Origin of the sequence: uncultured Veillonella sp. (assembly GCF_938010505.1) — a bacterium.
In the GTDB taxonomy this organism is placed as follows: Bacteria; Bacillota; Negativicutes; order Veillonellales; family Veillonellaceae; genus Veillonella.
The window spans coordinates 31,807-51,724 of sequence record NZ_CALLVP010000144.1; the positions used below are offsets into that span (position 1 = coordinate 31,807).

Consider the following 19,918-nt stretch of genomic DNA (forward strand, 5'->3'; position numbering starts at 1 on the left):
TTAATATTTGTAAAGATAGCTAATCATAAAGATTAAGTTATTATTTATACTTTATAGTTGTGTCAATGTGTCAGTGTAACTTAGATTTAAATTTTTAAAGTCTAGATTTTTACACTAGTAAAATTGTTTGCGAATAAAATAACTTAAAGTTTGTAGATATCATATTTATTTAAATTTCTCAAGATTTTATTCTAGAATGTGATATATGAATTAAAGATAGTTATTAGATCCTTTATTCTAGTAATACTTAGAGTAGATTTTGCAAAATATTATTAAATGCTAGTGTTTTAGTATTTAATAATAATAAATTTAGTTATTTTGGTAGTAAAGTGGATTCATGAGGTTTTTATGATAAGTCTAGGTATAGCAATAAAGAAAAATGAATTGTGGTACTCTGTTATAGAAGGAAAAAAGATGGAGAATGCTATTATTTTAAATTCAGGAAAACAAAATTTCCAATCGGATACTTCTTCTAAGCTATTAATGATGAGTTTTCATAGTTTATTTATTGAATTAATTACAAAATTTCATCCTGATGTTATAGTGTATAAATTATCTTTAAAAGCAAATATGAAACAGATACCATATATGCACTTTTCATTTGGTATTCTAAATTTTTTGTGTAATGAGAATAGTATTCCTATAATAGAAAGAAGTAATAGTTGGATTACTGCAGGGAAAAAATCAAAAATAATAAAATGTATTAGCCATTTTTCTGATAACCATTTTAGAACTGATGAAGAGATGCAAGCTACATTAATAGCATGGTTTGAGATAGGAGAATAATATGGATATAGAATGTGATTATTCTGGAGAAGAAGTTGGTAAATATAAATTATTATCTAAATTGGGAAATGGAGGATTTGGTGCTGTATATAAAGCAGAAGATAGAGTTTTACATGTAGAAAAGGCTATAAAAATAATAGAAGTATCAGATCCTAGAAAGGCGTATGAACTATTTAACGAGGCAGCAATTCCATATGAGTGTCAGCATAATAATATTATTAGAATAAATAGTGGCGAGTTACTTACCTTTAATTCTGAAGATGTTTTTATTGTTGATATGGAATTAGTAAACGGTAATTCTATTGAGTGTTTGCTTAAAGAGCGATTTGTTCCTATTAGTGAAAGTATACATTATATTAAAGCTATATTATTTGCAGTTGAATTTTCTCATTTAAAAGGAATTATCCATAGAGATATAAAACCTGCAAATATTTTACTCGATAATGGTACTCCTAAATTATCAGATTTTGGATTATCAACGACATTAGGCAATTTAATTGTTCCCTGGAGATGGTACAGAACTCATGCAGCCCCAGAAACTTTTGTAGATTATTCGATTGCTACTGTAGAGACTGATATTTTTGCATTAGGAATGACAATGTTTCGCATGGTAAATAATATATCAAATTGGAGATTTTTTTTACAAAATATACCTAATTTTGAGCGTTATATAAGGAATGGAACTCTTATCGAAAAAATACAATTTGAACCATATATTCCTAAAAAACTTCAAAGAATAATTCGTAAAGCTTGTAATCCATTACCTGAAAAACGATACCATAGTGCTTCAGAACTTAGAAATTCTCTAGAAAAAATACATTTTTTATACAATTGGTATAAACTAGATAGGTATCATTGGCAAGGTAAATCTACTTCATTACCAGATAAAGATATTTATTTAGAAGTAAAAAGTAGAAGTATAAATGTAATAGTTAAAAATAATGGTAGATGTTCTTCAAAAGACACAAAGAAATTTAACAATATTGTAGATGCAGAGAATTATTTCTTTGAATATATAAGAGAATCTACCTTACAATAATATTGCCTTTGTTTATATTAGCTTGTAGTGGATATATGTTAAATGAAATTTTATAATAAAAATATGAGTTTAGATGTTCATACTTTATGTTTTAGAGGCTTATACTTTATTAGAATAAATATAATTATTTTTAACATGTAAAATATGTCAAAGTTATATAACTTTGTTTTTTAGATGTTCTTTTGAAGAAATTTATACTAAAGTCCTATTAATATATTATGTTTTATGGCTCTTTCAATTTTTTAGCACTATCTATTAAATAGTTAGTGCTATTTTTTTATAGTTAGTATATAATATTTATTTTTAAAGTTTACTTAGTAAATTTATTTTCAGAAAGTCCGGTTTTTTATATAATATTGTTATAAGTGTAAGTACAGTATGTAATAGGGATAATTAATTCAGAGGTAAGGGGTTATACTGATGGATGTAAAAATTTTTGATAATATTAATGATATTGTTCGTGATGATATGATGTCTACAATAAATAAGGGGAGTAAAATATCAATAGCCGCTGCTTGCTTTTCAATCTATGCATATGAAGAGTTAAAGAAACAATTAGAATCTATTGATGAATGTAGATTTATTTTTACAGCACCGACATTTATTAAAGAAAAAACAGAAAAACAAAAGAGAGAGTTTTATATTCCTAGATTAAATCGTGAAAATAGCTTATATGGTACAGAGTTTGAGTTGAAGCTACGTAACGAAATGAACCAGAAAGCTATAGCAAAAGAATGTGCAGATTGGATTAAACGAAAAGCAACCTTTAAGTCTAATATTACTGGGGAGAATATGACTGGTTTTGTGAATGTAACAAATTCCAATTCTGCTACTACTTATATGCCTATTAATGGTTTTACAACCGTAGATATTGGTTGTGAACGTGGTAATAATACCTATAATATGGTTAATCGCTTTGAATCACCATTTGCCGATTCTTATATTAATTTATTTGAGAGTCTATGGAATGATAAAAATAAGCTCCAGGATGTAACAGATATTGTTATAGAAAATATGACTTCTGTTTATAATGAAAATTCACCAGAGTCTATATACTTTTTGATTTTATATCATGTGTTTAGTGAGTTTCTTAATGATATTTCAACTGATGAATTACCTAATGAAGCTACTGGTTTTAAACAAAGTAAAATTTGGAATATGCTATACGACTTTCAGCGAGATGCAGTACTGGCTATTATAAATAAGTTAGAACGATATAATGGCTGTATTCTTGCAGATAGTGTTGGCTTAGGGAAAACTTTCACTGCATTAGCAGTCGTAAAATATTATGAGAACCGAAATAAAAGTGTCCTTGTTCTTTGCCCTAAAAAACTAGCAGAGAACTGGAATACCTATAAGGATAATTATGTAAATAATCCAATTGCTGGCGATCGCCTTAATTATGACGTCTTATTCCATACAGATTTATCTAGACCTGGTGGTTTTTCAAATGGTCTTGATTTAAATCGCTTAAATTGGGGAAACTATGATTTAGTTGTTATAGATGAATCACATAATTTCCGTAATGGTGTTGGCACGCATGCTAATACGGTGGAGAATCGTTATGTAAAGCTGATGGATAAGATTATTAGGTCTGGTGTAAAGACAAAAGTATTAATGCTTTCTGCAACACCTGTAAATAATAGATTTATTGATTTAAAAAATCAGTTAGCCATAGCTTATGAAGGTGATACCTCCCTTATTGATAATAAATTAGGTACCACTAAATCGATTGATGAAATATTTAGACAAGCACAACGAGCATTTAATGCTTGGAGTGAATTAGATGTTGCTGATCGAACAACAGATACTTTATTAAAAACATTAGATTTTGATTTCTTTGAATTACTAGATAGTGTTACGATTGCGCGGTCCAGAAAACATATTGAAAAATATTATGATACTGCTGATATTGGTAAGTTTCCTATAAGAAAGAAACCTATTTCTTTGAGGCCTGTACTTACTAATTTAGAAACAGCTACTAATTATAATCAGATTTATGAAGAGTTAAATAAGCTTTCCCTCTGCATCTATACACCGTCAAATTATATTTTTCCTAGTAAAATGCAAAAATATATTGATCTAACACATAATAAGGGGAATGAGTTAACCCAAACTGGTCGTGAACAAGGGATTCGTAAGTTAATGAGTGTTAACTTGTTGAAACGTTTGGAAAGCTCTATTAATTCTTTTCAACTTACATTACAACGTATTTATAGCCTTATTAATGATACTGTAGATAAGATAAATCGATTTGAGCAATATGGTACTAGTAGTATTGATATGTATGAATCTTCTGATACAGAGTGGGATCTAGATGATAGTAATACGGAATACTTTACTGTCGGTAATAAGGTTCAAATTGATTTAGCAGATATAGATTATAAAACATGGCGAGCTGAACTTACTTCAGATATTGAGGTATTAAATGATTTGTTGAGTATGTTGAATGTAATAACACCTAAATATGATGGTAAGTTACAATCTTTACTCAAAGTTATATCTGAGAAAATAGAAAATCCAATTAATATTAATAATAAGAAGGTTTTGATTTTTTCTGCTTTTTCAGATACTGCTGAGTATTTATATGAACATGTTAGTGCTTATATAAAAGAAAAATACGGACTTAATACAGCCGTTATTACAGGTTCTATTGATGGAAAAACTACTATTAAGAATTTTAAGGCAACCCTTAATAATGTATTAACTTGTTTTTCTCCTATTTCAAAAGATAAAGCAGTTTTGTTGCCGGATAGTACTGAGGAAATTGATGTATTAATAGCTACAGACTGTATATCAGAAGGTCAAAACTTACAAGACTGTGACTGTGTTATAAACTATGACATTCATTGGAATCCAGTGCGTATTATCCAACGATTTGGTCGTGTAGACCGTATTGGTAGTAGAAATGAAAGTATTCAACTTATTAACTTTTGGCCTGATATGGATTTAGATGAGTATATTAACCTTAAAGGGCGTGTAGAAACGAAAATGAAGATTTCTATTATGTCTTCAACTGGTGATGATGATCTAATTAACGCTGAGGAGAAGGGTGACTTAGAATATAGAAAGCAACAGCTAAAGCGTTTACAAGAGGAAGTAGTAGATATAGAAGATATGTCTACTGGTATTTCTATTATGGATTTAGGATTAAATGAGTTTAGACTAGATCTTTTAGAGTATATCAAAAATCATGGGGATATGGATACAAAACCAAAAGGGTTACATGCTGTTGTTTCATCATCTGAAGAACTTCCAGAAGGTGTAATATTTGTACTAAAGAATGTTAATAATTCTGTGAATATAGATAATCAAAATAGAATTCATCCATTTTATATGGTTTATATTAGTATGGATGGAGATATTATTTGTGATTATCTAAATCCAAAACAATTGCTAGATGATATTAGATTATTGTGTAGAGGTAAAAAAGAACCAATTGTAGATTTATGTCATATTTTCAATGAAGAAACTAATGATGGAAAAGATATGCATGAAATATCAAGTTTACTTCATGAGACAATTCATTCTATTATCGATACAAAAGATAAAAGTGATATTGATAGTTTGTTTACAGCTGGTGGAACCTCTGCACTTATTTCAGTAGTAACTGGCTTAGATGACTTTGAGCTCATTTCTTTCTTGGTAGTTAAATAAGAAGGAGATATATGATGCTAGGTTTATCAAAAACTACGGAGTTTAATCGACGAATTCCGAAAATAAAGTTCTATGAGAATATAAATATAACGCCTTCTCTAAAAAGATTATTTGTAGATCAAGTAAAGAATATTTATTGGAGAAATAAAATTGCGGTTACAACTACAAACCTTACTGATGGTAAATATGTAACAGAGATTGAAGTATTTGAAATCAATCTTAATAGCTCACAAGTAAATATTGAATTATTGAAATTGATTGATAGTATAATCCCGTACCATATTCTTTATATTTTAGAATACAATGGTAAGTATCAGGCTTGGATTGGATATAAAGAAACTACGGATATAGAAAAGAAAAAATCCAAAGTGGATAGATACTATCACACGGATTGGATTGAGGAAAAGGACTTCGTAGTCAAGCTTGAAGGTCTTAACCTTGATGATGTATATGAAAATTTAGTACGCCAAATTGCTGGTGATAAGTTACAATCTGATAACTCTACTGAAAGTTTGAAACAGTCTGTAGAACGTGATAAACAAATAGAAATTATAGAAAAACAGATTAATACATTACAAAATAAAATACGAAAAGAAAAACAGCTGAATAAACAAATCGAAATGAATACTGAGTTGAAGAAATTAAGAAAAGCATTGGAGATAATATAATGGAAAAAATGAGAATGGAATCAGTAGATATGACTGAAAAAAATATAGAAAAAATTGAATCATTATTTCCTAACTGCATTACAGAAGCTTTAGATGAAAATGGTAAGTTAAAAAAAGCTATAAATTTTGAATTGTTAAAACAAATGCTTTCTAAAGAAATCATAGATGGGGATGAAGCCTATGAGTTTACATGGGTTGGAAAAAAAGCTGCTATTGTTGAAGCGAATAAGCCAATTCGTAAAACTTTACGTCCTTGTGTTAAAGAGAGTGTTAATTGGGATAGTACAGAAAATCTATATATTGAAGGGGATAATTTAGATGTATTAAAGTTATTACAAGAAAGTTATTTAGGTAAAATTAAATTAATCTATATTGATCCACCCTATAATAAAGGTAAAGACTGGATAATGTATCCTGATAATTTTTCTATCTCTCAAAAACAATATGAACATGATATGGGGATGTATGATGAATTAGGCAATAAATTATTTAAAGAAAATAATGAAACTAATCCTCGATTTCATTCTGTTTGGTGTTCCATGATGTACCAGCGGCTTCTGCTTGCTAGGAATCTTTTGACTGAAGATGGAGTTATATTTATATCAATAGATGAAAGTGAGTATTCAAATATTAGAAATATATGTAATGAAATTTTTGGTGAAAAAAATCATTTTGGTGATTTGATTTAGGAAGCAACAACACAACCAATAAATGCTGGAGCTGCAAAATTTGGGCTACAAAAGAAAACAGAACCGATTTTATTATATGGTAAGAACAAGTCAAAATTATCAGGTTTTGTTTTAGAGGAGATTGAAGGGGACTTATGCTATCCACATAATGGTCGTTTTGGAAAGTGTAGATTTGAAATAATTGAAAAATCTGATATTGGTGATTACAATAGACCTACTATGCGGTTTAAAATACTTGGGCAATATCCCAGAGAGGGTAAACGTTGGCAAATTGGAGAGGATACTGCACGTGAATTAGAACGAAGTGGTAGAGTTGAGATTATAGATGGTATTGTTAAGAAAGCAATATATCCTGAAGATGAATTAGGAAAGAAAAAATATAAACCTTTTTGGTCTCTTTTCACAGCGGATTCTGTAGGAACAGCTCAAACTGGAAAAGAAGAATTTAATTCGATTATGGGTGCTCAATTAGGTTTTGATACAGTTAAGCCAACTACTTTACTTAAAAAGTTATTTTCATATTTAGGGGATGACTATACGATCCTTGACTTCTTTTCTGGAACTGCTAGTACTGCTGATGCAATTCTTCAATTAAATGTTAATACAAATGGTCATAGAAATTATATTATGGTTCAATATCCAGAGCCTTGTGCTGAAAATAGTGAGGCCCATAGAAGAGGTTTTGCAAATGTATGTGATATTGGTAAGGAGCGGATTCGTCTTACTTCAAAACGGCTGGCACAAGAGAACCCTGATATTAAATTTGATGGAGGAGTTAGAGTGCTAAAGGTTGATGAGTCTAATATGAATAATATTTTTTATAGTCCAGATGAATATAATCAAAACTTGCTTTCTATACTTGAATCTAATATTAAGACAGAACGAACTGCTTTAGATTTATTATTCGGGTCCTTACTTGAATGGGGATTACCATTATCCTTACCATATAATTCAGAAGAGATTGATGGTTGTACTATACATGACTATAACAACGGAGATTTGATTGCTTGTTTTGATGAAAATATTCCAGATCGTGTTATTAAACAAATAGCAAAAAAACAACCTCTTCGTGCAGTTTTTAGAGATAGTAGTTTTGCTAATAGTCCTTCTAAAATTAATGTAGGTGAGATATTTAAGTCTTTAGCTCCGGATACAAAAGTAAAAGTTATTTAGGAGATACAGCGATGAAACTACAATTTAAGCATCAAAAATTTCAAGCTGATGCTGCGAAGGCAGTAGTAGATGTGTTTGCCGGACAACCTTATTTAACTCCATCGTATATGATGGATAGCGGTACTGGCTATATTCAGCAATCACTGACAGAAGAGATAGACTTTATTGGCTTTAGTAACCAGAAAATTGTGAAAGAATTAAATGATGAGTTAATTCTTAATCGAATAAAGAAAATACAACGAGATAATCAAATTCAACCATCTGATAAATTAGAAGGTAGATATAATTTAACTATAGAAATGGAGACTGGTGTTGGTAAGACTTATACATATATTAAAACTATGTATGAGCTTAACAAACATTATGGATGGAGTAAGTTTATTATTATTGTACCTAGCATTGCTATACGTGAAGGTGTGTATAAAACATTTCAAGTTACACAGGAACATTTTGCAGAAGAATATGGTAAAAAAATCCGATTTTTTATTTATAAATCTAATCAACTAAATGAAATTGATCGCTTTGCATCCGATAATTCTATTAATGTTATGATTATCAATTCTCAAGCTTTTAACTCTAAGGCCAAAGATGCAAAACGCATATTTCTAGAATTAGATGAGTTTAAATCACGTCGTCCTATAGATATTATTGCTAAAACAAATCCAATTCTTATTATTGATGAACCTCAATCTGTAGAGGGGGAAAAAACTAAAGAGCGTTTAGAAGATTTTAACCCTTTATTTACTTTGCGTTATTCAGCAACACATAGAAGTGATAGTATTTATAATATGATTTATCGTTTAGATGCTGTCGATGCATATAATAAACACCTTGTAAAAAGAATTTCAGTTAAAGGTATTACTGAGTCTGGAAGCACTGCTACTGAAAGTTATGTATATCTTGAACGTATAAAGTTGACAAAAGCAGAGCCTACAGCATCGATTCAGTTTGACTTTAAAGGTACTAAAGGCATCCGGAAGATAACTAGAGTTGTTTCGGAAGGCTATAACCTTTATGATAACTCTGGTCAAATGGAAGAATATAAAGATGGTTTTGTTGTATCAAGAATTGATGGTCGAGATAATTCGATTGAGTTTATCAACGGTATAAAAATTTATGCTGGTGATGTAATTGGTAAGGTGAATGAAAATCAGCTTCGACGAATTCAGATAAGAGAAACGATTTTATCTCATATTGAAAGAGAGCGTGAGTTATTTTATAAGGGGATAAAGGTATTATCACTATTCTTTATAGATGAGGTATCGAAGTACAGACAATATGACTCTCATGGGAATCCTATAAATGGTATCTATGCCAAAATATTTGAAGAAGAATATAAGGATATAGTTGATAATCTCCAAACAAAATTTGGTGAGGAAGATTACTTAGGGTATATTAATACTATTAGTGAATCTTCAACACATGCAGGGTATTTTTCTGTTGATAATAAAGGTAAAATGGTTGATAGCAAAATAACACGTAATGAGTCAATAACAGATGATATTAATGCCTATGATCTTATTATGAAGAACAAAGAACTTCTTTTAGATAGAGACCCTAATAAATCTCCTGTTAGATTCATCTTTTCTCATTCTGCATTACGTGAAGGCTGGGATAATCCAAATGTCTTTCAGATTTGTACATTAAAACAAAGCAGTAGTGATGTGCGTAAACGTCAAGAAGTAGGCCGAGGCCTTCGTCTTTGTGTAAACCAAGATGGGGAACGTATGGATACAAATGTACTTGGTAATGATGTACATAATGTAAATGTTCTTACTGTTATAGCTAGTGAAAGTTATGATAGTTTTGCAAAGGGCTTACAAGCTGAAATTGCTGAGGCTGTTGCTGATAGACCTAAATCAATCACACCTGAATTATTTATTGGAAAAGTAATTAAAGATATTTATAATAATGAACAGGTTATAGATGATAAATTGGGACGTGCTATTCATTTTGATCTTATTGTAAATGGTTACATTGATAAAACAGGTGCTCTTACTGATAAATATTATGATGATAAGTCTAACGGTTTAATACAGGTTGCTGATGAAGTAGCTGACTCCAAAGATGCAGTTACAGGAATCATTGACTCTATTTATGATGCTAAATCGATACAATTTGAAAATGCACGTAGTAATAACGTAGAGCTTCAGTTAGATGATGATAAAGTTTCTATGCCTGAATTCAAAGCCTTATGGGATAAGATAAACTCTAAATCCGTATATGTCGTTGATTTTGATACAGATGAGCTTGTTAGAAATGCAATTTCAGCTTTAGATAGCAAACTTCGAGTTCCAAAAATTTTCTATAAAGTTGAATCTGGTACTATGAAACAGATTAAATCAAAAGAGGAGTTAGAAACATCAGGATCTTTTGTAAAAGAGGCTGCTTCAACTTATGGAAGTAAAAATGCTGTAAGCACAAATGTTAAATATGATTTAGTCGGTAAACTAGTAGATGAGACAGGACTAACTCGAAAAGCAATTATACAGATTCTTCAAGGTATTGAATCTGCTGTTTTTAATCAATTTAAAGATAATCCAGAAGAGTTCATTATTAAAGCTGCATCACTTATAAATGATGAAAAAGCAACATCAATTATTGAGCATATTACATATGATGTATTAGATGAAAAATATGATACTAATGTATTTACAGATCCAACAATTAAGGGACGTTTAGGCACGAATGCAATGAAGGCTAATAAGCATTTATATGATCATATTGTTTATGACTCAACAAATGAGAAAAACTTTGCATCTGAATTGGACATAAACTCTGACGTGGCTGTATATGTTAAATTACCTGATGGATTCTATATATCAACACCAGTTGGTAGATATAACCCAGATTGGGCAATAGCTTTTTATGAAGGCACTGTAAAACATATTTATTTTGTTGCAGAAACAAAGGGCTCAATGAATTCAATGCAACTTCGATTGATTGAAGAATCTAAATTACATTGTGCACGAGAACACTTTAAAGCTATCAGTAAAGGGGACGTTGTTTATGATGTTGTTGATAGCTATAAGTCACTTCTTGATATTGTGACTAAGTAATTAGAACGTATATATTCTAGGGAATATTATAATGAGAGTTAGTGAGTCGATTAATTATAAATGGAGATGATTCTTTGGCTAACCATGCATATAGAGATAAAGAAAGACGAGATTTAATACTAGCAAGTGAGGCTCTTGAAGAAAATAGGGATAAATATTTTTATTGTCCAAATCCGCTATGTAATAGTAAATTATTTGTATGTGCTGGTGATGGCTCTCGGAAAGCATATTTTAGAGCAACTAAATCTGCGTATAAACATATTGCTAATTGTCCTTATGCAAATAGTTCAGTCGCTTTTGATGACAATAAATTTAATGAGTTAAATTTTTCTTTTGAAAATGCAATGCAAAATCTTTTAGTTAAGAAGAATTCGAAAAATTCAAGTGGGAATTCTAAAAAATCTTCATATGGTGAAAATTATAATCTAACACTCAGTACAATAAAGCAGATATATTCTATATGTAAACGATTTCATCCTAATTACTCATATGGAAATGAGAAAATTGGAAGAATGATTTTAGATGATAGAACTGCATACTGGTATCCTAAAGGTGTTTTCGGCTTTAAAATAATTGAGTCATGTGTAAAAGGTCGCTTTTACGATAGTGATAAAAATGAGATTTATTTAGTAGCTCCTGTAGCAAATCCTAATTATCATTTTATATTATCTATTTCTGATATAAACCTTTATAACAAGATAAGAAATATGGTATTTGAAAATAAAGATAAATTTATTATAGTTGCTGGAGACTGGAAACCTTCAAATTTAGGCTATGATTACTTTGAAACAAAAATATATAGTGATAGACAAATATCTATTTTAAATTGATATTTTATAAACTATTATGAGATTATTTTTTTTGTGGATAAATAATATAAGCCGTATCTTTTAAAGGAGTAAGAAAATGGAGCTTCGATCACTTGCTAGGATATCTTTACCTAAGGACGAGTATGTTTACTTGTTGGGGATGGCTATTTCAGTATTTATCTCTAATAATGGTTTTATTATAGAGAACATTATTAATACAGATAGTGATTATTCTTGGTATGACTTGATTGATAAAGAATCAGGCCAACTTAAATCGCCTATTGCTCAAACAATTACGAAAAATGCTGGTGGAGAAATAGCTGAGTTATTTTCAGATATTGTTTATAGGCGCAATCGTATCATTCATAGTTTTAGAATCACTTCATCTAAAAATGAGCAAATTTTAGCTACAAAAGATAGAATTACCAATCAACAATTTTATATAGATGAGCATTATTTGATAAATTTTATAGAGTTGAATAATAAATTATCTTACTTATTGCATGAATATCGTGGATATTAAAATAATCAATAATGATATTTTGTTGTCTAGACTAAAAGCCCTTCGCTTATGCAAAGGGCTTTTACTGTACACTCATACTTATAAATATAATATAATTAAAATAGATATATGTATTGTATTCGATGAGGTATTTGTTATGGGATTAATTTTAGATATTTATGAGATAATGCACCAATTGAGTATTTGGCGACCAATATTTCATTCGGAAGCAGATTTTCAGTTTAGCTTAGCATGGATGATTAAAGAACAATATCCAAATTGTGATATTAGATTAGAGTTTGTACCTGAATTTAATCCTAATTTACATCTTGATATTCTTGTTATATTAGATGGTAAATGGATTCCTATTGAGCTTAAATATACAACAAGAAAATGTATTAAAACTATAAATGATGAAGTATATGTATTGAAGGAGCAAGGTGCTAAGGATCAAGGTTGTTATAATTACTTAAAAGATATAATGCGTATAGAGGAATTTAGGGATAAGAGTAATAACTTTATTGAAGGTTATACTATCAAGATAACTAGTGAGATATCTTATCTAAAGCCTCCGACAAAAGTAAATTGTACATACGCCGAATTTTCTATAGAGGATGGTTCTATAAAAACTGGGTGTATGAATTGGGCCGCTAATACCGGAAAAGGAACAATGCGTGGAATGGAAGCACCTATAGTATTAACGGGTATGTATCCAATAAATTGGAAAGAATATTCTAAAGTTGATGATACTAATAGTGGTACTTTCATGTATCTTGTAAATACAATTAGTAATTTAAATTAGGAGATATATATGTTTAAACCAGTTCGTAAAAAGATAAATGAAATAGACCATAGTACTGCAGAAGCTTTATTACAATCTAATCGTCGAGGTATTTTAGCCATGAACGGCGATAATGGTTACCCTTATGCTATTCCTATTAATTATTTTTATGATTGCGATAAGAAGAAAATTTATTTTCATGGAGCTAAAGCTGGTCATAAAGTAGATGCATTGAAAACTTCAGATAAGGTATGTTTTACCGTATATGGTAATGAGCGTATTGATAAATCTGAACCATGGGCGCCGTATGTACAAAGTGTAGTCGTATTTGGAAGATGTCGTTTGCTAGAGACAGGCCCAGAATCAATAGATCGATTAAAAGAATTTGCTATGAAGTATTATCCTGATGAATCGTTAGCTGATGAACAAATTGCTCGTAATGGGAGAGCAACACAAATGTTTGAAATTACCATTGAACACATGAGTGGTAAACAAGTACAAGAGAAATAATAGATTAGCCCTTCGCTATGCGAAGGGCTTTTACTATACACTCATACTTATAAATGTAATATAATGTAATTAGTGATAATCATTTTAAAAATATAGTTCATGGGAGAGCGACATGATACAGTTAAAAGATTTAGGTACATTTGAATCAGTGCCTCATATCGTAACAGATATTGTAACAGGAAATATTAGGGCTTTAGAAAATGCATTAACCAATGGTTGGGATATTAATGAGCCTATAGAAATTGGGGAATATAGTGAGCATATACCCTTAGAATTAGCTTTAGTTATGTGTTGTTTACCAAGTATTCAATGGTTAGTAGAGCATGGCGCTGATCTTAATGATGAAGAAAATCCAAGTTTCTTATTAGCTGTACGGTATGGTAATAAAGAGATTATAGACTATGTTGTGGCTCATGGTGCCAATGTTCATGCTTTGAACCGCGTGAAAGTAGATGCTTTTCAAGCTGCCTTATATGGCAAGAAATATGAGAACCTACAAATCATTCATGACTTAGGTCATAGTGTGCAGAAATATGGCGGTAAAGCTTTCAGAAATATTATTACAGATAGAAATTATGAGATTCTAGATTTCTTTATTCATAATGGTGTAGATATTAATTACAATAAGCCTGATTCTGTATATCCCTTTAAGCCAACCCCATTGTGTGTAGCAGCTCGTTATGTGGATTTACAGATGTGCAAATATTTGGTAGAACATGGTGCTGACGTGACCATCACAGAAAAGGATGGTATGCGTCCCTATAGCATTGCCATTGAAAAGGGCGATATGGAAATGGCAGAGTATTTTAAATCTTTAGAGCCTGCTGAGTTCCATGATATACAGAATAAGATGGATCAGTTAAAGCCCTTTAAATTACCAAAAGCATTAGTGAATTTTTTAGAGGGCGAACATCTTTACTTTGAATTGCCAGACTCCGATTTTATATCTATAGAGTTCTTCCCACTTATTGATACGATTCCATTTAAATTAGGTCGCCGTAATCTATTGCGTTTATCTAAAGAACTAGGCGAGTATAATGAGTGGCAAATTGTATGGGACCCTAAAACTAAAAAGATTTCTTGTTATGATATAGAACATCAAGAGTTACGAGAACTTTGTAAATTTGATGAATTTATGGCGGATATGTCAGGTCAATTAGAAACCTTATTTTAATGTATATCGTAAAGGAGAGGCAATACATATGACAGATACATTTGAGAAAACATATACGGATTGGTCCATTGATGTAGGTACTTATAAATATGAAGGTATTACATTGAATGAAGTTGAGCAAAATCTCTATGCTATTACGGATCAAGAGCAAGATTTTGTGATTGTATCCCCATCAAATGCAATCTCAATAGATAAGAAACAGTATAACTTTGTACAAGTTTGTTGTGATGAAAATACCGATTTATTACATATAGAGCTTAGTGTAACTAATGATGGCGACCAGGGCGCTATCCTATATGGTAAGAATGAGCTGGGCCCTCAAGAGGTATTACAGATAATAGAAGATTTCATTGTACATCATAAGGTTCCAGCATTAGATAGTTGGGAAATCGTGTTAGATTTAAGACCTAAGATGGAAAGCTATATAAAGGATTCTGAAAATGACTAATCATGTAATCTTTGATGATATGCACATTTTTTTCTTTACATTTTGGGATGATGAATTCAAAGATTTACATTACTTTGCCATAGATGGATAATATATTCTCTAATGATTTAGTTACTACCAATAGCGTGCGGAGTCTATTATGTTATATACACCGAATAACCTTTTGTATAAGTATATTCGCTATCGATTTAGACGGATTCAGATAGAATGTAATATGGTATACGATGTAACACCAGAGGAAGAAGATGAGATTTGCCGTAATCTGTTAAAAAAGAGAGCGAAGATATTGATTCCTGTTGGCATAGTATATGGTTTGATATTTGCCCTTACTTTCACTTGGCTATTAGGCACAAGTGAGGAATTGAACCCATTAATGCAATGGGAAGTAAGAGTTATTGACTATGTTATACCATTTTTAAATACCATTGATTTTAAGTGGTATGCGTATTCACTGAATTTATTGTGGGCAGCCCTTATATTGGCCCCTGTCGGGATTATTAACGTATCTCCTTATATCATTTTTTCCTATATTGTTGATACCATTTTGATACGACGCAGGGTAAAAGCTTTAATTAAAGAATATGCCTCTGATGAGAAATCATTGGGTTAAATAATCTATGTAACTAGGAGCGTGTATTATGAGTAATCTAAAAGACTTTGATTGGACCGGATTTTGGAATGATGTTGATTATGCATTTGAATCTTATATAGGTAAACCTGTTACAGATAAGGATATTAAGGATGCTGAAGCTGAGCTAGGCTATACATTACCTGCAGCATATATTGAATTACTTAAGAATCATAATGGCGGTGTATTGAATAAGAACTGTTTTATTAATAATGAGGGCGATTGTGTATATGTAACAGGCATATATGGTATTGATAGAGATAAAAAGAATTCTATCTTTGGCCAATTCGGCAACGAGTTTTGGATTTCGAAATGGAAATACCCTCCTATCGGTATCGTTGTAGCCGATACAATTTCCGGCGGTCACGACATGATTTTCCTCGATTATCGTGAGTGCGGTCCTACCGGTGAGCCTAAGGTAGTACGTGTTGACCAAGAAGGTGATTACTCAATCACTCTGTTAGCAGATAACTTTGGTGACTTTATTAAGAACTTATATATCAGTATAGAAGAGATTACGGATGAAGAGTTTCAATCTTTAAGTGATGCGGAAAAGGTTAAGCTCCTTAATGAACAAGAGGACCTAGATGTTGATCGTGCTATGGAGCTGTTAACTAACATCGGTATCGACAATTTGTCGCCTATATTGCTAAGCACCTTAGGACGTATGTATAACAATAATGGCCGACCAGAAGAGACTATTGAGTTATTTAATCGTATAGATGAGGCACATCGTGATTGGTCTTGGTATTATCGGTGTGGCTATGCTCATGCGTCTTTAGCATGTGGTGAAAGCTACGAATCTGAACATGTACAGAAAGCTTTACAGTTAATAGAGACGGCCATGAAAATGACAAAAGAAGACCACTTAGATAAACAACTTGGTTGGTGTTGTGAAGTTGTAAAATATCTATTAACTCAAATTAAGCCAAAAGAGTACAAGGCGGATTATCCTGTAATATTTGAAACCATTGAAAATTTCTACGATAAGAAAAATAGTAAATAATTAATAGAGACATAATAGATTAGCCCTTCGCTTATGCGAGGGGCTTTTACTATACCCTTAGAAAGTAAATACTTTTGTGCTTTGGGCTACGTTATTTTATATAGCCTACGTGTAAAATATTGAGAAAGTATTTTAGTGATTTTGAAATCAAAGCATTGTAAAGAGAGAGAGGATGCCTATGATAGAAAATGAACTCATATATGTTGAGAAATATTGTGAATATAGACTTCGTTATGAAGGCATAGAATTTTGTTGGGATGAGAAACCATCGGGTGATTATTTAGATACTGTAAAAGTCCTGGCCCAAAATTATCATAAAAATATTGATAAAATTGCAGCTTTCATGGTTGAAGATATTCGAGAAATGTATGATGAATCTATTACTATAGATGATGTGAAAGAACGTATAGGTGTCCCTAAGATTGAACCAGAGCAGGGTACTGTAACCTATTGTGAACAAACCTTTGATTATACTCATATATTTTGCTTTGAATTTTGGGACGACGAGTTTGAAGATTTAAATTACTTTGCTATTGATGGCTGATATATTGGCATCAAAATGGCAAAAGAGCTACTTTAGATACATAGATTAGTTTAGTGTTGTGAAGTAGTAGAGTATGTATTAACCTCTATTAGTTCAAAGGATTATAAGGAGGATTATCCTATGATTTTTAATGCCATAAAAAAACTGTTTAACAAGGATGAGAATACTGAGCAGATTGAATATCTCGGTACTGATAAAGATGGTAATAAAATATATGAAGGTTACTATCATGAGTTTAAGGGAATTCCTTGGGTTTTCAATAAAACTACCTATACTAGAGAAGAATTCGATAAGGCATTTTATGAATGCTTAGAAGAGCATAATATTAATCCTGATACATTACCGCCATTAGTAGAGCCTGAAATTCTTGTAAGCTATGAAGCTTGGATTGAAAGTAAAAGTCAGCTTCACCCTAATGAATACTTATACGAAGACGATGAATTAGAAGAATACGATAAAGAAGACGGCATGTGGCAAGTAGAAATCTATGCTCGCTTCAAAGCAGATAATGGACAGTACTTTACTACTGAAGAGATTCTTTTCAAGATACATAACGCATTGGCTAATAAAGAGCTCGGTGATCATGTATTCTTTGAAAATCTAGCCTATGATGATCATGAATTCGATGCTGACGATGCCGATGATGTCGACGATAATGATGAAGGTACTCCTGTATTTGTTGTATGGCTTGGTAGCTAGTAAATAGCTGTTTTGTTATAAGCTATTTTTTATAAATATTATTTTAAAATCTGTAACTTATTGTTTTGTGTTGTTTGTTATAATTGTCTTAAGATGAGTTCATATACATATTAATGATATGAGGGGAAGTGTATTGTATGTCTATGAGTGTTGAACAATTTTTATCTTTTTCTGATGCTGAACAGTTACAAACGATTAAAGACCTTAATGATATCGGTCAAGAGGATGTTATTATCGATGTATTGACGGGGGTTGGCATCGATAACTTATCTGCGCCTTTATTAGGCGAGCTTGGTAGAGCTTATAACAATAACGATAAACCAGAAGAAGCTATTAAGGTATTTAAGGCTATAGACAAAAAATATAGAGATGCAGTATGGCATTATCGCTGTGCGTACTCCTATGGATCTATAGTTTCATCTAATCGTGAAGCTTATACATCAGAGAACATGCAACAGATGTTAGCTTTAGTAGATAATGGTGTACAATTAGCTACTAAGGAAGGTCGGAATGATATAAGAGAATACTACTTTGAAGTCATGGATATGTGCCGTCTACAAATAGATTTTGAAAAGTGTGAGGTTGACTATCCTGATTTATGCTTAAACTATAGCAAGTATATAGCAGAAAAAAAGAAGAAAAGAGAAGGTGTACCTCGTCAACGAACGATTACGGTAGAAGAAATTTTAGCTACCGATGACATGTGGACTATAAATGAGCCTGCCTATTGGACTATCAATATTTATGGTTCTTATGATGACTATTTAGAATCTGCAAAAGGCTTCACTGTAGAGCAGCGATATCTTAACGCTATATGCTGGTATTTCGCTGAGGTTAATAATGGTGGACATCATCAGTTCTTCTATAACTCTACGGGCATTGTATGGGAGGATGCTCTTGTGGGGTTACGCCTTTTTAAGCTGGATATACTAGCAGATAATTTACAATCTGTAATCGATTACTTTGGCGGTTCTGTTCCATTTGATAGAGCTGAACGATGGACAATTTTACAAGACTGGGAGAATGAGGCTGAATTATTCGATTTCCTAGATGTAAAAGATGATGTAGTCTATGAATATGATGGCATATTTGAAGATGTATTTGTACATGAACATCCAGAGTTATTTGTATTTGATGGAGCCTATACCGTCTCAGAATAAGATTGGTGTATAATTAGTACATATATAGTTGCTTTCACTATGATGTTTACTTTCACCAAATTATATTAGAGGTATTACATGTTAGATAAACAAGGCGTATATGATTGCCTACGTGACCATCATATCGATTTTGAAATTACGGATCACGCACCGCTATTTAGTATGGATGATAAGCCCAATGTAGAGTTGCCATATCCTGAGTGGGATGCGAAGAATTTATTCATTCGAGACCATAAACGTGAACATTATTATTTGATTACCGTTCGTGGTTCTAAGCGTGTGGATTTAAAGCAGTTCCGTAAGGATCATAAGCTTAAAAAGATTTCCTTTGGTTCCGAAGAAGAGTTATGGGATATTTTGAAGATTAAACCAGGTCACGTATCTCCATTCTGTTTGCTCCACGATGAAGACCGTAAGGTACATTATTATATTGATGCGGATTATAAAGATAATCTAATTGGTATACATCCAAATCAAAATGATGCTACCGTATGGCTACAAGGAAAAGACTTAGTTAAATTAATTGAAGAACATGGTACAATAGTAGAATATATTACATTGTAATTTAGTCGAATCGGAGCATGTA

General features: G+C 31.3%; 16 protein-coding genes and 2 pseudogenes. All 18 read left to right on the forward strand.

The annotated features are described in order from the left end of the window. Window positions 1-348 precede the first annotated feature (348 nt). Window positions 349-786: a hypothetical protein gene (locus Q0507_RS08950; RefSeq protein ID WP_298715206.1), complete on the forward strand. Its 438-nt coding sequence runs from the start codon at window positions 349-351 to the stop codon at window positions 784-786. A gap of 1 nt (window position 787) precedes the next feature. Beyond that, entirely contained in the window at window positions 788-1,825 is a 1,038-nt protein-coding gene (locus tag Q0507_RS08955) for a serine/threonine-protein kinase (RefSeq protein ID WP_298715207.1), read from the forward strand. Window positions 1,826-2,245: 420 nt separating this feature from the next. After that, a complete protein-coding gene (locus Q0507_RS08960; protein WP_298715208.1) occupies window positions 2,246-5,482 on the forward strand; it encodes a helicase-related protein in 3,237 nt (1,078 codons plus the stop codon). An 11-nt stretch (window positions 5,483-5,493) separates the two neighbouring features. Next, window positions 5,494-6,150, forward strand: a complete 657-nt coding sequence (locus tag Q0507_RS08965; protein WP_298715209.1) for a DUF4391 domain-containing protein — start codon at window positions 5,494-5,496, stop codon at window positions 6,148-6,150. A gap of 143 nt (window positions 6,151-6,293) precedes the next feature. Continuing rightward, a pseudogene (locus Q0507_RS08970) lies at window positions 6,294-8,012 on the forward strand (site-specific DNA-methyltransferase). Window positions 8,013-8,023: 11 nt separating this feature from the next. Continuing rightward, window positions 8,024-11,071 (forward strand): type III restriction-modification system endonuclease, encoded by a 3,048-nt coding sequence (locus Q0507_RS08975; RefSeq protein ID WP_298715210.1) that lies wholly within the window; start codon window positions 8,024-8,026, stop codon window positions 11,069-11,071. Window positions 11,072-11,112: 41 nt separating this feature from the next. Beyond that, complete coding sequence (locus tag Q0507_RS08980; protein ID WP_298715211.1) at window positions 11,113-11,901, forward strand: hypothetical protein; 789 nt, start codon at window positions 11,113-11,115, stop codon at window positions 11,899-11,901. 76 nt (window positions 11,902-11,977) lie between these two features. After that, the gene (locus Q0507_RS08985; protein ID WP_129822922.1) at window positions 11,978-12,403 is read left to right on the forward strand and encodes a hypothetical protein; all 426 of its coding nucleotides are present in this window, start codon (window positions 11,978-11,980) and stop codon (window positions 12,401-12,403) included. Window positions 12,404-12,539: 136 nt separating this feature from the next. Next, window positions 12,540-13,184, forward strand: coding sequence for a hypothetical protein (locus Q0507_RS08990; protein ID WP_298715213.1), 645 nt, complete (start codon window positions 12,540-12,542; stop codon window positions 13,182-13,184). A 9-nt stretch (window positions 13,185-13,193) separates the two neighbouring features. Beyond that, window positions 13,194-13,673, forward strand: coding sequence for a pyridoxamine 5'-phosphate oxidase family protein (locus Q0507_RS08995; protein ID WP_298715215.1), 480 nt, complete (start codon window positions 13,194-13,196; stop codon window positions 13,671-13,673). Between the two features lie 112 nt (window positions 13,674-13,785). Further along, window positions 13,786-14,847: an ankyrin repeat domain-containing protein gene (locus tag Q0507_RS09000; RefSeq protein WP_298715216.1), complete on the forward strand. Its 1,062-nt coding sequence runs from the start codon at window positions 13,786-13,788 to the stop codon at window positions 14,845-14,847. 28 nt (window positions 14,848-14,875) lie between these two features. Continuing rightward, complete coding sequence (locus Q0507_RS09005) at window positions 14,876-15,295, forward strand: bacteriocin (RefSeq protein ID WP_298715218.1); 420 nt, start codon at window positions 14,876-14,878, stop codon at window positions 15,293-15,295. Window positions 15,296-15,434: 139 nt separating this feature from the next. Continuing rightward, window positions 15,435-15,905 carry a glycosyl transferase family 4 gene (locus Q0507_RS09010; RefSeq protein WP_298715220.1) on the forward strand — a complete coding sequence of 157 codons (471 nt, stop codon included), beginning with the start codon at window positions 15,435-15,437 and terminating at the stop codon, window positions 15,903-15,905. Between the two features lie 28 nt (window positions 15,906-15,933). Next, window positions 15,934-16,926, forward strand: a pseudogene (locus Q0507_RS09015) (SMI1/KNR4 family protein); the annotation flags it as partial. Window positions 16,927-17,107: 181 nt separating this feature from the next. Next, the gene (locus Q0507_RS09020) at window positions 17,108-17,473 is read left to right on the forward strand and encodes a hypothetical protein (RefSeq protein ID WP_298715222.1); all 366 of its coding nucleotides are present in this window, start codon (window positions 17,108-17,110) and stop codon (window positions 17,471-17,473) included. Between the two features lie 120 nt (window positions 17,474-17,593). Then, window positions 17,594-18,172, forward strand: coding sequence for a hypothetical protein (locus Q0507_RS09025; RefSeq protein ID WP_298715224.1), 579 nt, complete (start codon window positions 17,594-17,596; stop codon window positions 18,170-18,172). A 137-nt stretch (window positions 18,173-18,309) separates the two neighbouring features. Continuing rightward, window positions 18,310-19,332 (forward strand): DMP19 family protein, encoded by a 1,023-nt coding sequence (locus Q0507_RS09030; protein ID WP_298715226.1) that lies wholly within the window; start codon window positions 18,310-18,312, stop codon window positions 19,330-19,332. 78 nt (window positions 19,333-19,410) lie between these two features. Beyond that, window positions 19,411-19,896, forward strand: coding sequence for a prolyl-tRNA synthetase associated domain-containing protein (locus tag Q0507_RS09035; protein ID WP_009350914.1), 486 nt, complete (start codon window positions 19,411-19,413; stop codon window positions 19,894-19,896). The last annotated feature ends 22 nt before the right edge of the window (window positions 19,897-19,918 follow it).